At 70.0% G+C, this 15,865-nt stretch carries 13 protein-coding genes and 1 pseudogene; 2 read left to right on the top strand and 12 right to left on the bottom strand.

All coding sequences use genetic code 11. The features are described 5' to 3' along the window. Window positions 1-38 precede the first annotated feature (38 nt). A complete protein-coding gene (gene wecB, locus IEY61_RS16670) occupies window positions 39-1,244 on the top strand; it encodes a non-hydrolyzing UDP-N-acetylglucosamine 2-epimerase (RefSeq protein ID WP_229705960.1) in 1,206 nt (401 codons plus the stop codon). On the opposite strand, the gene IEY61_RS16665 is transcribed toward wecB, so the two are convergent. From IEY61_RS16665 to IEY61_RS16630, 9 genes and pseudogenes are all read right to left on the bottom strand, one after another. Next, complete coding sequence (locus IEY61_RS16665; RefSeq protein ID WP_189045283.1) at window positions 1,192-2,541, bottom strand: glycosyltransferase family 4 protein; 1,350 nt, start codon at window positions 2,539-2,541, stop codon at window positions 1,192-1,194. The two genes, wecB and IEY61_RS16665, sit on opposite strands and share 53 nt — an antisense overlap. Further along, complete coding sequence (locus IEY61_RS16660; protein ID WP_189045280.1) at window positions 2,534-3,343, bottom strand: GNAT family N-acetyltransferase; 810 nt, start codon at window positions 3,341-3,343, stop codon at window positions 2,534-2,536. The genes IEY61_RS16665 and IEY61_RS16660 overlap by 8 nt, the downstream gene beginning before the upstream one ends. Continuing rightward, on the bottom strand, window positions 3,328-3,939 hold the full coding sequence (locus tag IEY61_RS16655; RefSeq protein WP_308424576.1) for a sugar transferase: 612 nt from the start codon (window positions 3,937-3,939) through the stop codon (window positions 3,328-3,330). The genes IEY61_RS16660 and IEY61_RS16655 overlap by 16 nt, the downstream gene beginning before the upstream one ends. A 59-nt stretch (window positions 3,940-3,998) precedes the next feature. After that, window positions 3,999-5,054, bottom strand: coding sequence for a lipid II:glycine glycyltransferase FemX (locus tag IEY61_RS16650; RefSeq protein ID WP_189045276.1), 1,056 nt, complete (start codon window positions 5,052-5,054; stop codon window positions 3,999-4,001). Then, a complete protein-coding gene (locus IEY61_RS16645) occupies window positions 5,051-6,184 on the bottom strand; it encodes a DegT/DnrJ/EryC1/StrS family aminotransferase (RefSeq protein WP_229705959.1) in 1,134 nt (377 codons plus the stop codon). Before IEY61_RS16645 ends, IEY61_RS16650 begins: the two co-directional genes overlap by 4 nt. A 171-nt stretch (window positions 6,185-6,355) precedes the next feature. After that, window positions 6,356-6,913, bottom strand: a complete 558-nt coding sequence (locus IEY61_RS31250; RefSeq protein WP_229705958.1) for a hypothetical protein — start codon at window positions 6,911-6,913, stop codon at window positions 6,356-6,358. Window positions 6,914-6,962: 49 nt separating this feature from the next. After that, window positions 6,963-7,172: pseudogene (locus IEY61_RS32165) on the bottom strand (D-glucuronyl C5-epimerase family protein); the annotation flags it as partial. 595 nt (window positions 7,173-7,767) lie between these two features. Beyond that, on the bottom strand, window positions 7,768-8,199 hold the full coding sequence (locus IEY61_RS16635) for a hypothetical protein (RefSeq protein WP_189045271.1): 432 nt from the start codon (window positions 8,197-8,199) through the stop codon (window positions 7,768-7,770). A 90-nt stretch (window positions 8,200-8,289) separates the two neighbouring features. Beyond that, window positions 8,290-10,695: a Tex family protein gene (locus tag IEY61_RS16630; RefSeq protein WP_189045269.1), complete on the bottom strand. Its 2,406-nt coding sequence runs from the start codon at window positions 10,693-10,695 to the stop codon at window positions 8,290-8,292. 62 nt (window positions 10,696-10,757) lie between these two features. Here IEY61_RS16630 and IEY61_RS16625 point away from each other — a divergent pair, with 62 nt between their 5' ends. Next, the gene (locus IEY61_RS16625; protein ID WP_189045267.1) at window positions 10,758-12,269 is read left to right on the top strand and encodes a deoxyguanosinetriphosphate triphosphohydrolase family protein; all 1,512 of its coding nucleotides are present in this window, start codon (window positions 10,758-10,760) and stop codon (window positions 12,267-12,269) included. Between the two features lie 4 nt (window positions 12,270-12,273). Here the strand turns inward: IEY61_RS16625 and IEY61_RS16620 are convergent, their stop codons facing one another. The 3 genes from IEY61_RS16620 to IEY61_RS16610 all read right to left on the bottom strand — a co-directional run bounded on the left by IEY61_RS16620 (window position 12,274) and on the right by IEY61_RS16610 (window position 15,773). Next, entirely contained in the window at window positions 12,274-13,425 is a 1,152-nt protein-coding gene (locus IEY61_RS16620) for an MBL fold metallo-hydrolase (protein WP_189045265.1), read from the bottom strand. Between the two features lie 50 nt (window positions 13,426-13,475). Then, window positions 13,476-14,495 carry a serine hydrolase gene (locus IEY61_RS16615; RefSeq protein WP_189045263.1) on the bottom strand — a complete coding sequence of 340 codons (1,020 nt, stop codon included), beginning with the start codon at window positions 14,493-14,495 and terminating at the stop codon, window positions 13,476-13,478. A 93-nt stretch (window positions 14,496-14,588) separates the two neighbouring features. Further along, a complete protein-coding gene (locus tag IEY61_RS16610) occupies window positions 14,589-15,773 on the bottom strand; it encodes a zinc-dependent alcohol dehydrogenase (protein WP_189045261.1) in 1,185 nt (394 codons plus the stop codon). Between the last annotated feature and the right edge of the window lie 92 nt (window positions 15,774-15,865).

Genomic DNA, 15,865 nt, shown 5'->3' with positions numbered 1-15,865 from the left:
GATTCAATTAATGCGTGTTTTGCTCACGTTGAGCCGACGTGTCCGGCAGCCGGTCCGAATCGTTAAGACGCAGATGTAGCGCAGTCGTTGTCAGGATCGGGTTGTTCGGAGGGGAAGACATGACACGCGTCATGACGGTGGTGGGGACGAGACCAGAGATCATCCGGCTTTCCCGCGTCATGGACCGTCTCGATCGGACGATGGAACATGTCTTGGTGCACACCGGCCAGAACTGGGACCGAACCCTCTCCGACGTCTTTTTTGCCGAGCTGCGCATGCGGGAGCCCGACCGCTTCCTGCGGGTGGATACGTCGTCGCTGGCCAGAGTGCTCGGCGGCGTGCTGATCGGGGTGGAGGAAGCCCTCCGGGAAATCAAGCCGGATGCGCTGCTGGTGCTCGGTGACACCAACAGTGCCATTGCGGCGGTGATCGCCCGCCGGATGCGCGTTCCCGTGTACCACATGGAGGCCGGCAACCGCTGCTTCGACCTCAACGTGCCGGAGGAGACCAATCGGCGGCTCGTGGACCACGTCGCCGACTTCAATCTCGTCTACACCGAGCACGCTCGGCGCAACCTGCTCGCCGAAGGGTTGCATCCGCGCCGCATCCTGCATACGGGCTCGCCGATGCGGGAGGTGTTGGAGCACTACCGGCCGCAGATCGACTCGTCGTCGGTCCTGCGCCACCTCGAACTCGACCCCGGCGGGTACTTCCTGGTCAGCGCTCACCGCGAGGAGAATGTGGACGAGCCGGCCCGGCTGCGCCGCATGCTCGACTGTTTGCGCGCCGTGCGGCGGGAATGGTCCCTGCCCGTACTCGTCTCCACGCACCCGCGCACCCGCAAGCGCCTGGAGTCACTCGCCGGCGAGTCCATCGACCTCGACGGGATCGCCTTCCACGAGCCATTCGGCCTCTTCGACTACGTCAGACTTCAGACTCAGGCGCGCTGCGTGCTTTCCGACAGCGGCACCATCAGCGAGGAATCGGCGATCCTCGGCTTTCCCGCAGTAACGCTGCGTGACTCGATGGAGCGGCCGGAGGCGCTGGACGCTGGTGCCATCATCATGACCGGCCTGGAGCCCGAAGGGGTGGTCGAGGCGATCCGGGTGGCGGTCGACCAGGTCGGCGCGGGTGGTGTGCCCTGCCCGGCCGACTACGAGATCCGGGACACCTCTCGCCTGGTGGTCAACTTCATCCTCTCCACTGTGCGTCGACACCATGACTGGGCGGGCATCCGCCGCTGAGTTGCCTGCGCGGGCCGCCGCTGCGGGCCGCCGCCGTGAGGACGTCGGCGAGGATCTTGGCGTTGACGTCCTCGCTCATGTACGTGTGGTAATGCTCGTGGCCCGACCGTCCCATCGCCCGCAGCTGGGCCCGGGGCAGGGCCCGAGCCTGCCGGATCACCTCCGCCAACCCGACCGGGTCCTCTGGCGGCGCTGCGAATCCGGCCCCGGCGGCGGTCACGATCCGCGCGGCGTCCCCTGGCGCGCAGACGAGCATCGGTAGTCCGCAGGCGAGAAGCGCCTGAACTTTGCTGGGCAGCGTGATGCGGAAGAGCGGCTCGGCCGCCAGGGACACGAGGTGCAGATCCGCCGCCGCCATGATCATCGGCAGGGCCTCGGGCTGGACCGGATCCAGAAAATGCACTCGGTCAAGTCTCAGGTGTCGGGCACGGGTCCGCAGCTCCTGCTTCTCCAGCCCGTCACCGATCAGAACCAGATGTACGTCCGGCAGGTCGACCAAGCGCGCCATCGCATCCATCACGGCGTCGAGCCGTTGGGCCAACCCGTGGTTGCCGGCATACATCAGCACGAAGTCGTCGGAGGTCAGCCCGAGCCGTGCCCGGAACCGGGGATCTGCGTCGGCGGGTTGCATCACCTTCTCGTCCGTCCAGTTGTAGACCACCGAGACCTTGTCGGGGCACACCCCCCGATCGATGATCGTTTCCCGGAGGCCGGGGGCCGGGACAGTGATGTGATCGGCCCACCGGTAGACCCGTTCGGTGAACGCGGTCAAGGCCGCCTCGGCGACTCGTCGGGTCGTTCTCTCGGTCAGGAAGCCGGTCGCGAATACCGAGTCCGGCCAGAGATCCATAACCATCAGGACATATGGCGTACGGCGGCGCAGCCGGGTGGTGATCGCGGGTACTGCGGTGGTGATCGGGGACCCGTAGACGAGTGACACATCGGCGGCGCGGAGCACCGAGGCGCCCAGTGCCGCCGAACTGCCCGCCCAGCTGAGATAGTTGGCCGCCCGTCCCAGCGCACGGCGATCGTGGCTGGGGTACAACGGGGTCCGCACCACCCGGAGCCCGTCGCGCCGCTCCACCCTGCGTCGAACAGCCGAGTAGTCGTCGTAGACCCGGCCGGCCGGATAGTTGGGAATGCCGGTCAGAACCTCGACATCGAGACCCCGGGCCCGCAGGGACCGCGTTATCCCGAGCGCGATGGGTGCCGGTTCCGGGGGAAACCACTGACTGATGAATGCGACCCGAGGTGCCGCTGAGTTGGTTGGTCGGCGCCCCTTCGTTCCTTCACCCATTGGCGTTCTCCGTGAGTGCTCGAGTCATCCGGACAAAGTGGGCGAATGCCTCGCCCGTCGGCTCGGCGGCACTCGTCGACCTGACGGCGAAGGCTCGATCGGCGACGACGGTTGCCGACAGTGTGGCGGCGATCGCGCTACCGTCCTCGTCGGCCGGCACGCGCATCGCTCTGCCCACCACCCGTACGACGAGATCCCGGCTCCCGAGCACGACCCGGAAGTCGCCGAAACCGTACGCCGACCGCTGGGCCGAGAACGACGGCCAGTCGAGCAGCCGCACATCAGGATCATGGCTCGCGACGCCAGGCCGCACGTCGATCCACTCCGCGAAGGTTCGTTCGACGAAGCCATGTCGCTCGTACAGTCGACGGGCCGGCAGGTTCGTGCTGGACACGTCGAGAGCGAGCCGGTCGCACCCGAGTCGCAGGGCCAGCCGCTCGCCGTCGTCGAGCAACCCGCTGCCGTACCTGTAGCCCCGCTCGCGGGGATCCACCACTATTCCGTTGAGAAACAGGCATGTCCCGAGTAGCCGCCAGTCCGCGACCGCACATACCCGTCGGCCGGCCTTGACATGCCGCACGAACACCGTTCGACGGTGGGCCGACGGTGCCAGGGCCGCGCCGAGATAGGCCCCGAAACCGACAGCATGGTACGGCACCAGGCCGGCGCAGCTGTCCGGCAAGGATTGCCTCAGCAGTGCCGTGACCGCATCGAGGTCGACGTCGCTCGGACCTCGAAGGGAGTGCACCTCGGCGACCGTCGCCGCAGCACGCGGACGGACCGCCGTCACAGGCGTACGCACGACGACATCCGCTCCTTGTCCAGGTCCAACATGACAGCCGATGGGTCCGCGGCGACGCCACTGTCGCCGAACACCTTCTGCACCGTGCGAAAGAGAATCCACAGGTCCAGGCGCAGCGACCAGTTCTCCACGTATCGGACGTCGAGGTCCAGGCGCTCGTCCCAGGCCAGGCCGTTGCGCCCATTGACCTGGGCGAGTCCGGTGATGCCCGGCGGGACCGCGAAACGGAGGCGTTCCCGGTCGGTGTACCAGGGGTCGTATCGCGGTAGCAGCGGGCGGGGACCGACCAGGCTCAGGTCACCCCGCAGGACGTTGATCAGTTGTGGTAGTTCGTCGATGCTCGTTCGACGGACGAGGAGGCCGAGGCGCGAACACCGTCGACTGTCCGGAAGGAGGGCGCCCCGGGCATCCCGGGTGTCCGTCATCGTCCGCAGCTTGATGATGGTGAAGTGGCGCCCGCCCTGTCCGGTGCGCTGCTGGCGAAACAGCGCCGGTCCACCGATCTCGAGACGCAGCAGCCCCGCCACGGCCAACAACAGCGGGGCGGAGAGAATGAGCAGGGTGAGACTGACGGCGATGTCCAGCGCTCGTTTCACGAGGCGGCGGTCACCGGTTCTTATGGGCTCCATGCGGTTCTGCTCCACTGTTGACTGATTCAATGAGTCGTAGCTCGATAGGCGGGGAAGAATCCGGCCGACAACAACCTGTGTGCGGACACGCCGAGTTGGCGGGCGCGGGCGGCCACCAGTGCCGAATACCGCTCGGGATCGACGACGGTGGAGCCCGTCCAGAACGGGGTCCTGGATCCACCGAAGGACCGCTTGAAACGGAACAACCCGTCATCGGGCCGCACTCCACCGCCGAGGTGGACGAGACGACAGCCCTGCTCCGCGGCCCAGCAGAGGATCGTCCAGACGAGAAGATTGTTAGCGCCCAGGCGACCAGCCGAGTGATCCGACCCGGCTAGGTGGTAGTGCGCACGGTCCCGATGCCGCATTACGAGCGCGCAGGCCGCTACCATGCCGTCCGCGTTGCGGACTTCCGCGATGGACAGTGCCTTGTCCAGGCCTGCGGCCAGTTGCCGGTAGTAGTCGTCGGGAAAGAGGTACCAGGGCTGGCTCCCGAGCCGGAGCATGGTCGACTCGTACAACCGGCGGAAGGGTGACCCCACCATCAGGTCCGCTAGGTCGGCCGGTCGCACCGTGGCGGTGAGGCCCACGCTGCGGGCCTTGCGGATCGCCGTACGGGAACGCCCCTCCATGCCGTCCCAGACCTCATCCGGCCCCGGCGAGACAGGGATCGTGATCGTGTCCTGCCGCTGGACGAGGTCCACCCGGCCGAGCGCCCGAACGGCCTGCACCGACGTGGGGTCCAGGGGGGAGAAGCGCAAGAAAACGGCGACCGTACGAGTCTGTCGCCAGTGCTCGACCAGCCGGTTCCAGAACTGTGCGAGGTCGGCGGGTGCGCATCCGGGATCGACGTGGACCCCGGCATACCCGTACGGGGTGCTGGCGTCGTGGTCGGACTCGCCGACCGGGCGTGACAAGTAGGGCACGATCAACCGGTCGTGCTCGTGGGCGACCTGCCAGGTGGCCGAATCCGCCGAGGCCGTGGCCGTGCCGTACGCGGAGGTGAAGTACACGTCGGGGCAGTCGGCGTCGAGCAGGCCGCAGCCCCGGCCCGCGCCACCGACGGCGAAGGCCGTGCTCATCTGCTGGCCAGGAATTCGTCGATCGCGTGCTCGACGCGGGCCCGATGGGTCTCCGTCATCGCCGAACCGCTGGGCAGGGCCAGGCCGGTGGAGAAGAGCCGCTCGGCGGCTCCGGTCACAGCGGCCTCGACACCGGCGTGAACCGGCTGCAGGTGCATCGGCATCCAGACCGGCCGGGTCTCGATGTGTTGTTCGGCCAGGTGGGTGGCCAACTCCCCGACCGCCCAGCCTGCCTCGTCCGGGTCGACCACGATGACGGTCAACCAGCAGTTGTCACCAGGATCGCCCTCGCCGAGAAGACGAACTCCAGGTATTGCGGCGAACGTCTTGGCGTAGTTTTCCCGCAGGTCTCGCCGCCGGTCGATCATCGTGTCCAGACGACGTAGCTGGGCCCGGCCGATGGCTGCCAGGACGTTGCTGAGGCGGTAGTTGTAACCGATATCGGTGTGCTCGTAGTGCGCCACCGGCCGGCGGGCCTGGGTCGCCAGATGACGGACCCGATGGGCGATGGTGTCGTCGTCCGTGAGCAGCATCCCGCCACCGGAGGTAGTGATGATCTTGTTGCCGTTGAAGGAGAAAATTCCGGCAGTTCCGAAGGATCCGGCCGCTCGGCCCGCCCGGGACGCGCCCAGTGCCTCGGCGGCGTCCTCCAGGATGGGCACACCCGCCGCGGCGCAGACCGGAAGTATCCGTTCGTAGTCGGCGCAGCGTCCGAACATGTCCACCGGTATGACCGCCGCGACCTGCCTGCCGTCTCTTCGCAGTCGGGTCAGGACCTCGTCGAGCAGGTCCACGTCGATGTTCCCGGTCGACGGGTCGCAGTCGACGAAGTATGGGCGCGCGCCGGTGTAGACGACCGCGTTGGCCGTTGCCGCAAAGGTCAGGGTCGGTACGACGACCACCTGGTTCGGCCCGGCGCCGAGGGCCAGCAGGCCCAGGTGCAGAGCGGCCGTCCCCGAGTTGGTGCCCACCGCGTGAGCCGTGCCCACCCGGCGCGCCACCTCGGCTTCAAAGGCGTCGACCTCTGGTCCCAGGGGAGCCACCCAACCCGACCTGATCGCCAACAGCGCGTACTGCTCCTCCAGTGGGCCGACGTCCGGCGGGGAGAGATAGATCTTGTCGACGGGCACGCCAATCCTCCCGATTCGTCGTCTAATCACCGGTTTTACCAGGCGAATAAGCGCGAAGGTGATGAAACGGCTTAGTTGCCTGGCTCTGGGTGGACAACTGTCGAATCGGGTGGGCGGACACGGGTGCCGTGATCGTGCGGACCTGGCGTGTGCGCAGAGTTTCCTGACCCGCTACGCGGGCACGAGACCGGCCGCTGCGGGGAGCCAGTAGCCAGCGTAGACGCCACCGGTGATCTGGTAGCTGAGTCTTCCGTTCACCCATGCCGTGGCCCCGAAGGGTGCCGCTGACGACCGGGTGAAGGTGAAGGTCTTTTTGGCGGCCACGGCCCAGCCGGCATCGTAGCGGTACCCGGTGTAGGTGCCTGGATTGAAGGCGAGTTTTCGCGGTGGAGCGTACGTGTGCGGCACCACGGCACCTAGCAGGACGCGTTGACCGGGAACCGCAGAGGCCAGGTAGCCCGCCAGTGTGCCGTTCGTGATCCGGTAGTACAGGCCCCGGCCCTGCACCCGGATCCTCAGGTCGGTGTTGGCTGCGGAGGTGCGGGACAGGAACAACGATTTCTGGGCAGTTATCTGACCTGCGGCGTTGAACTGATAGCCGATGTGTGTGCCGGCCGAGAACCGGACGACGCCGGACACCGCCGGTGTCGGATAGTCCTCCCGGAGGAGGTCGGCGAGACGGGCCAGGGCCGGTGCGCGGGTCAACTCGTAGACCTTTGTCGTACACACCGTAGAGGGCGAAGATGTGGCCGTTGAGGACCCGTAGGCCAACGGCCGTGGATGTCGTCGGATACTCCTCCAGCCACAGGCTGCCGCCGGAATCCACCCAGCTGGCCCAGGCAACGCCGGGCGTGGGGCTGAGCAGCAAGCTGATGAAGGCCTTGTCCGCTGCGGTCCGCCACTTCGGGTCTCGGGCTATTTCGTGAAGCCGGACGAAGAGGCTGAGTAGCTGTCCCTGCGCCATCGCGCTGTACCACGGCGCACGCATGTCCGGCTTGCCCGGGCAGAGGGAATGGTTGAACGGGTACGGAAAGAACGAGCCGCCCCGGGAGTCGACCTGCCGGTCCAGATTTCGCTGAGCCTGTGCGATCGCCCGTTCGAGAAAGAGTCTGTCACCGGTGGATCGGTAGGTGCGCAGGTTCACCAACCCCCACTGCGCTTGTGCCACCGGGAGGTCGTATGGCACGCCCTGGTAGATGAACATCCGTACCCCGTGCTCGTCGTGGACGGATGGATCCACCCGAGGTGCCAGCAGGCCCTCGTTGTAGGGCAGGGCTGACTCTGGAACGACCTGTGGACGGAAGCCGTCGCGGGCGTAGCCCGTGACGATCGCCTGGTCAGCTGTTGATTCCGGTCGTGGTGTGGTCGCGCTCCGCGTAGCAGGGAGCAAACCGGTCGACATGACTGCGCTCAGTGCCGAAAGTCCCGCCAACGTGGTGCCAAGCCATGTCCACATGGGGGGCACCATAATGACGTGGATGCGCAACACAGAGTAGTAGTGTCGATGACTTGACAGGATAAGTCCGATTGGTGGCTTGCGGTGGGTCACGGTGCGGTCGCGCGCCGATCGCGCCCGACCCGGGTCAGGCGCCGTCGTCTTCGTGAAGCCGCCGGGCGAGCAGGATTTCCAGCGGCATCGACTCCCCATCACGTCCGCCCGCACCGACGACCAGCGGGGCCGGACTGGGCTGCGGGTCCGCGCCGAACAACCTGGCTCGCAGGCCGCCGGGCACGGTCAGCAGATGGAATCGTCCGTCGAGATCGATCGCCCGGCTCTGCGCCCGGTCCACGTACCATCCGCGCAGCCGGGTCCGGTACCGCCTCCGCCCGTCGTACGACCGCGCGGTCAGTCGCGTGGCCGGCAGCCCACGCCGGACCGCCTCGGCGACGAACTGGGCCACCAGTTCCGCCGCCGCGGCCTGTTCCGCCGCTCGTCGCCGCTCGTCGGCCACCGCGTGCGCCGACACCGCCCGCCGCTGCCGCTCCCGCCAGTCGAGGCCGTCCTGGGAATCCACCACTCGACCGTACGCGATCACCGGCGGCCGCCGCCTCGGCGGCCGCCGGTGGAAGGCTCTCCGGACGGTCGTACCTGCCTCGGCTCGCCCTCAGGCCAAGCCGGCGCGGCGCAGCGCCTCGGCCATGGCATCGTTGGCGGGCGCCGCCCCGCCGCCCCGCCCCTGCCGCGGTCCGCCACGGGAGCCGCGCTGGCCGCCTTGACCACCATCGCGCTGGCCGTCGCCGCGTTGAGCGCTGCCATTGTCAGCGCGCTGAGCTGCGCGATCCCGTCGCCCATCGCCGCCCGCTGGGCGTCCGCCACCGGCTGGCGCGTCGTCGTCCAACCGCAGGGTCAGCGAGATCCGCTTGCGTGGTACGTCCACGTCCAGCACCTTGACCTTGACCACGTCGCCGGACTTCACCACCTCGTGCGGGTCCTTGACGAAGGTGCGCGACATCGCCGACACGTGCACCAGGCCGTCCTGGTGCACCCCGACATCCACGAACGCGCCGAACGCGGCCACGTTGGTGACCACACCCTCCAGCACCATTCCCGGCGTCAGGTCGCTGATCTTCTCGACGCCCTCGACGAAGGTCGCCGTCTTGAACTCCGGTCGCGGATCGCGGCCCGGCTTCTCCAACTCGGTCAGGATGTCGGTGACGGTGGGCAGGCCGAACGTGTCGTCGACGAAATCGGTCGCGCGCAGCCCGCGCAGGATGGCGCTCCTGCCGATGACGGACCGTAGGTCCTGGCCGGTCGAGGCGAGGATCCGGCGCACCACCGGGTACGCCTCCGGGTGCACGCTGGAGGAGTCCAGCGGATCGTCGCCGCCGGGGATGCGCAGGAAGCCCGCGCACTGCTCGAACGCCTTCGGCCCGAGCCGGACCACCTTGCGCAGGTCGGCCCGGGTGCGGAACGGCCCGTTGGCGTCCCGGTGCAGCACGATGTTCTCGGCCAGCCCGGCGCCGATGCCGGAGACCCGGGTGAGCAGGGGAGCCGACGCGGTGTTGACGTCCACCCCGACGGCGTTGACGCAGTCCTCCACCACCGCGTCCAGCGACCGCGACAGCTTCACCTCGGACAGGTCGTGCTGGTACTGCCCGACACCGATCGAGCGCGGGTCGATCTTGACCAGTTCGGCGAGCGGATCCTGGAGCCGGCGGGCGATGGAGACCGCGCCGCGCAGCGACACGTCCAGCCCAGGCAACTCCTGCGCCGCGTACGCGGAGGCGGAGTAGACCGAGGCGCCGGCCTCGGAAACCACGATCTTGGTCAGCTTCAGCTCGGGATGCCGCTTGATCAGGTCGCCGGCCAGCTTGTCGGTCTCCCGGCTGGCGGTGCCGTTGCCGATGGCGACCAGCTCGACCCCGTGCGCCGCGGCCAGCGTGGCGAGAGTGTGCAGGGACGCGTCCCACTGCCGGCGTGGCTCGTGCGGATAGATGGTGTCGGTGGCGACCACCTTGCCGGTGGCGTCCACCACCGCCACCTTCACCCCGGTACGCAGGCCCGGGTCCAGCCCCATGGTGGGCCGGGCCCCGGCCGGCGCGGCGAGTAGCAGGTCCCGCAGGTTGGTGGCGAAGACCCGGACCGCCTCCTCCTCGGCCGCCTGCCACAGCCGCATCCGCAGGTCCGCACCGAGGTGGATGAGGATCCGGGTACGCCAGGCCCAGCGCACCGTGTCGGCCAGCCACCTGTCGGCGGGCCGCCCGGCGTCGCTGACCCCGAACCGGCCGGCGATGGCGGCCTCGTACCGGGTCGGCCCGGTGACCGGCGCGTCGCCGTCGCCGTCGGACTCCGGGTCCATGGTCAGGTCGAGCACGCCCTCCTTCTCGCCCCGGAACATGGCCAGGATCCGGTGCGAGGGCAGCTTCGGGTACGGCTCGGCGAAGTCGAAGTAGTCGGCGAACTTCGCCCCGACCGTCTCCTGTCCCTCGCGTACCTTGGCCACCAGCCGGCCGCGCGACCACATCTGCTCGCGCAGCGTGCCGATCAGGTCGGCGTCCTCGGCGAACCGCTCGATCAGGATGGCCCGCGCCCCGTCCAGCGCTGCGGCGGCGTCGGCCACCCCCTTGTCGGCGTCGACGTAGCCGGCAGCGGTCTCGCGCGGGTCCCGCGTCGGGTCCCCGAGCAGCGTGTCGGCCAGGGGCTCCAACCCGGCCTCGCGGGCGATCTGCGCCCGGGTCCGCCGCTTCGGCTTGTACGGCAGGTAGATGTCCTCCAGGCGGGACTTCGAGTCGGCCGCCATGATCTGCGCTTCCAGGGCCTCGTCCAGCTTCCCCTGGGCGCGGATCGACTCCAGCACCGCCGCCCGCCGCTCGTCCAGCTCGCGCAGGTAGCGCAGGCGCTCCTCCAGGGTGCGCAGCTGGGTGTCGTCGAGCAGCCCGGTGGCCTCCTTGCGGTAGCGCGCGATGAACGGCACGGTGGCGCCACCGTCGAGCAGCTCCACGGCAGCGTGTACCTGGCGCTCGGCGACGCCGAGTTCCTCGGCGATGCGCTGATGAACAGTGAGGGTCACGTCTTCGCTCCGCCTTCTGATGTGGGTTCCGTGGTGCATTCTGCCGGGCTACCGTGGCGATCATGGAACCACCTGTTGAGCCGCGCGCCCGACGGCTGTTCGGTGGCAGCGCCCGGGCCCTCGGCGACCTCGCCACCAACCCGTTCCGGGCCGACCGGGACCGCATCGTCGGCTCGCCGTTCTTCACCCGGCTGGGCGGCGTCACCCAGGTGGTCAGTCCGGGCGGGTCCGGGCTGCTGGTGCACAACCGGCTCACGCACAGCCTGAAGGTAGCCCAGGTGGCTCGGGCGATCGCCGAACGGCTCACCGCCGACGGGCGGCAGCGCGACCTGATGGAGAAGCTGGGCGGCTGCGACCCGGACGTGGTGGAGGCCGCCGCGCTCGCCCACGACCTCGGTCACCCGCCCTTCGGGCACCTGGGGGAGCGGGTGCTGGACCGGCTGGCCCGGCAGCGGCTCGGCCTGGCCGACGGGTTCGAGGGCAACGCCCAGTCGTACCGCATCGTCACCTCCACCGAGATCCGTGGCGCGGCCACCACCGGGCTGGACCTGACCGCGGCGGTGCGGGCGGCGATGCTGAAGTACCCGTGGACCCGGCTCGACCACCCCGACCCGCATCCGCGCCTGATGGATCCGCCGCCGCGCGGGGCCACCGCGCCGTTCGACGACCCGGACAGCGGCTCGGTGAAGTTCGGGGCGTACCGCACCGAGCTGGACGACCTGCGGCAGGCCAGGGCCCCGTTCGCCGGACGGATCGCCGACTGGCAGCAGACCGTCGAGGCGTCGGTGATGGACACCGCCGACGACATCGCGTACGCCATCCACGACGTGGAGGACTTCTACCGGGTCGGCGTGCTCCAGCAGGGCGCGGTGGCCGCCGAGCTGATGGCCTGGCAGCGCGAGGGGGCTAGCCTGCGCGCCATCACCGACGCCGCGCTGACCACCTCGGCCCGCCGGCCCGGCGCGGCGATCGAGCGGCTGCGCCGCCAACTGCACCGCAAGGACGGCTGGATCGCCGACGACGACGCGTTCGCCGCCGCCGTCGAGCATGTCCGCGGGGAGCTGGTGGAGGGGCTGCTCGCCCTGCCGTTCGACGGCTCGATCGAGGCCGAGCAGTACGTGACCCGCTTCTCCGCCCGCTGGACCACCCGGTTCGTCGACGCGATCACCGTCGTCGAGCAGCCGTCGGTGCGCTCGGGGCACGTGCTGCTCGGCCCGGCGCAGTGGCACGAGGTGCAGGTGCTCAAGTTCGTGCACCACCGCTTCGTGCTGGCCCGCCCCGACCTGGCGCTACATCAGCGCGGTCAGGCGCGGTTGCTCGGCACGCTGATCGAGGCGCTGCTGGAGTGGCTGCTCGACCCGGAGGAGGAGTCCCGGCTGCCCCGGCGGCTGCACGACCTGGTGGAGCTGGCCGAGGCGGAGCTGCACCCGCGCACCCCGGACCGGATCGGCAAGGCCCGCGGCCGGGCCATCGTGGACTTCGTGGCCCAGCTCACCGACGGCCAGGCGGTGGCGATGCTGGATTCGCTCTCCGGCCGCTCCGGCGCCCTCTGGACCGACGCCTTCGTGCTGTGAGGGCTCAGGCGATCGACTGCCACCAGCCGTCGACCGGCGGCGGATCGTCGACCACCACCCGCTCGCCGGGGCGCGGCACGGCCAGCCGGACGTCGCGCGCCTTGGCCTCGGCCCAGAGCCGGTCCACCGGCTCGGACCAGTCGTGCAGGGCGAGGTTGAACGTGGCCCAGTGCACCGGCAGGAACAGCCCGCCGCGCAGGTCCAGGTGGGCGGTGACCGCCTCCTCCGGGAACATGTGGATGCCCGGCCAGGCCCGGTCGTACGCGCCGATCTGCATCAGCGTCACGTCGAACGGCCCGTGCGCCGCGCCGATCTCGGCGTACCCCTCGAAGTAGCCGGAGTCGCCGGTGTAGTAGACCCGGCGCTGATGCCCGGCCACCACCCAGGAGTTCCACAGGGTGCCGTTGCGGCGCAGCCCACGGCCGGAGAAGTGCTGGGCGACGGCGCAGGTGATCTCCAGGTCGGCCACCCGGTGGGTCTGCGACCAGTCCAGTTCGACGATCCGGTCGGCCGGCACGCCCCAGCGGTCGAGGTGGGCGCCGACACCGAGCGGCACCAGGAACGGTGCCGACTGGCGGGCCGTCAACTCCCGCACCGTGGCCATGTCCAGGTGGTCGTAGTGGTCGTGCGAGATCAGGATCGCGTCGAGCCGGGGCAACTCGTCGAGGCGTACCGGCGGCTCGTGCAGCCGACGCGGACCGATGGTCGCCGACGGGGAGCACCGCTCGCTCCACACCGGGTCGAGCAGCACCCGCCGGCCCTCGATCTCGACCAGCACGGAGGCGTGGCCGTACCAGACGATGTTCAGCTCGCGCGCCGGATCGACCTCCGGCGCGCGGGTCGGCCGGACCAGCGGCACCGCGACGCTCGGCCGGCGCTTCTGCTTGCCGAAGATCAGTTCCCGGAGCAGGTTGCGGTCGGGGGCCGGGGCCATCGTCCGGGTGGCCGCCCGGTTGTGGAACGCGTCGCCGCGGAACTGCGGTGACCGGGCGGCCCGTTCGGCCCGCGCCCCGGCCAGTCGGCCACCGAGGGCGGCCGGAATGTCCCGGGCCGCCCAGACCAGCCCGGCCAGCCCCGCCAACGCGGCCAGGCCGGCCACCGACCCACTGATCCGCTGGCCGGTGGTCGGCCGCCCCGGCTCCCTCGGCGCCCGCATGATCCCCCCTCAACTGCTCCCCGGGACCACGTTAGTCGCCGCCCGCCGAATCAGCCGCCGTTGCTCGGCCGGTGGAGGTGAGCGCGGTGCGCGGTGCCGGCGCCGCCGAGGCCGGCGGTCAGAGTCAGGAACCGCCGCCCCAACCGGGCCCGGGCCTGCACGGCGGGGTGGGTGGCGCCGAAGTCGTCCGCGCCGGCCTGGCCGTCGGCGAAGAGGGCGTACGTCACCAGGGGCGCCCCGGCGGCGTCGAAGATCACTCCGGCCTCGTGCCGGGCGTCGGCGAACCAGCCCGCCTTGGTGGCGATCCGGGCCCGCTCGGCCGAGGACATGTCGCGCCGGATGCCGTCGGTGAACGCCACCGGTGAGCGCAGCATCCGCAGCACGACCTCCGTCGAGGCGGGGGAGAGCAGCGCGCCGCCGACGAGCGCCCGGAGCAGGTCGTGGGTCTCCCGTGGCGTGCTGGTGCCCAGGAAGAACCGGTTCGGGTTGGCGACCGGCTGCACCTGGGTGTTGGGGAAGCCCTTGGCCACCAGGATCTGGTTGAGCTCGGCGGCCGGGCAGACCAGCCCGCACAGCCGTACGGCGGTGTCGTCGGAGACGGTCAGTAGGTTGGCCAGCACGTGCCCGAGGGTGACCAGGCTGGGGTAGGCGCCGTCCAGGCTGAACATGCCGTCGCCACCCGGCACGATGATCCCCGCCGTCACCTCCACCTGCTGGTCGAGCGTGAGCAGGCCCCGGTCGACCTTGTCCAGCACCGCGACCGCCACGGCGATCTTGTTGACGCTGTACGCCTCGATCCGTCGGTCCGCCGACTCGCTCACCGCCTCCAGCGGGTCGCCGCCGGCCGGGCCGGCGAGGCTGACGTACGCCTGCCAGTTTCCTCCGGCCCGGCCGCTCTCCCGGCGGTAGGCGGCCCCGATGCGGGCCGCGATCCGCCTGGGGTTGCCGCCGGCCCCCGCCCCGGCGGCCGGCGCGACGCGGCCGGGGTCAGCGGCGGCCGGCACGGCCGCTCCGAACACGGTGCCGGCCGTGGCCACGGTGCCCAGACCGAGCGCGGCCCTGCGGTTCATCCGGATCGTCAAGTGTCTCTCCCGTCAGTCCCTGATGGTGTCCTCCGAACACCCTAGGCCGACTGATCGAGAATTGTGTGCCCCTCGATGTGCTCACGGGGCGAGGACGACCTTGATGCAACCCTCCTGCTTGCGTTGGAACATCTGGTACGCCTGCGGAGCCTGGGCCAGCGGCAGCCGGTGGGTACGCAGGTCCGCCACGCCGAGCGGGTCGGCGTCGTCGGCGAGCAGAGGGATGATCTCGTCGGTCCAGCGGCGGACGTGGCACTGGCCCATTCGCAGCTGGATGCCCCGGTCGAACATCTCCATCAGCGGCAGCGGGTCGACCTCGCCGCCGTACACCCCGGAGACGGAGACGGTGCCGCCGCGCCGGACGGCCTTCATCGCGGCCTTGAGCACGACCAGCCGGTCCACCCCGATTTTGTCGATCATCGGTTGGGCGAGCCGGTCGGGCAGCAGTCCGGCGACGGTCTGGGCGGCCTTGGCCAGCGGCGCGCCGTGAGCCTCCATACCGACCGCGTCGATCACCGCGTCCGGCCCGCGCCCGTCCACCAGGTCGATCAACGTGCCGGGCACGTCGTCGAGCTGGGAGACGTCGAGCACCTCCACGCCGTGCCGGCGGGCCATCGCCAGCCGCTCCGGCACGAGGTCCAACCCGATCACCCGCTCGGCGCCGAGATGCCGGCCGACGCGGGCGCAGAACTGCCCGACCGGGCCGAGCCCGAAGACGGCCAGGGTCCCGCCGCGCGGGACGTCGGCGTACTGCACCGCCTGCCAGGCGGTCGGGAGGATGTCGGAGAGGTAGAGCCACCGCTCGTCGGGGCCGTCGTCCGGCACCTTGATCGGGCCGAACTCGGCATACGGCACCCGCAGGTACTCCGCCTGCCCGCCGGGCACGGAGCCGTACAGCGAGGTGTAGCCGAACAGGGCGGCGCCCTTGCCCTCGGCGGTGACCTGGGTGGTCTCGCACTGTGCGTACAGCTGCCGTTGGCACATCCAGCAGCTGCCGCAGGAGATGTTGAACGGCACCACCACCCGGTCGCCGGGCCTGAGCCGGGTCACCCCCGGGCCGACCTCCTCGACGACCCCGATCGGCTCGTGGCCCAGCACGTCACCGGGCTTGAGGTACGGCCCGAGGACCTCGTAGAGATGCAGGTCCGAGCCGCAGATCGCGGTGGAGGTGATCCGGACGATCGCATCGGTCGGCTCCTCGATGCGGGGATCGGGCACCTCCTCGACTCGTACGTCCCGTTTACCGTGCCAGGTGACTGCCCGCATGGCGACTCTCCTCCTTGTCTCGGGTGAGAAACCGCTACCCGAGACAAGGAGCTTCAACCGACCCGCTCGCGTACGGGTCCACCTCGCTCGCC

Source organism: Micromonospora sonchi, assembly GCF_014646235.1.
In the GTDB taxonomy this organism is placed as follows: domain Bacteria; phylum Actinomycetota; class Actinomycetes; order Mycobacteriales; family Micromonosporaceae; genus Micromonospora; species Micromonospora sonchi.
Note: the sequence above shows the minus strand (reverse complement) of the source record. Positions and strands in the feature narration are given on the sequence as shown.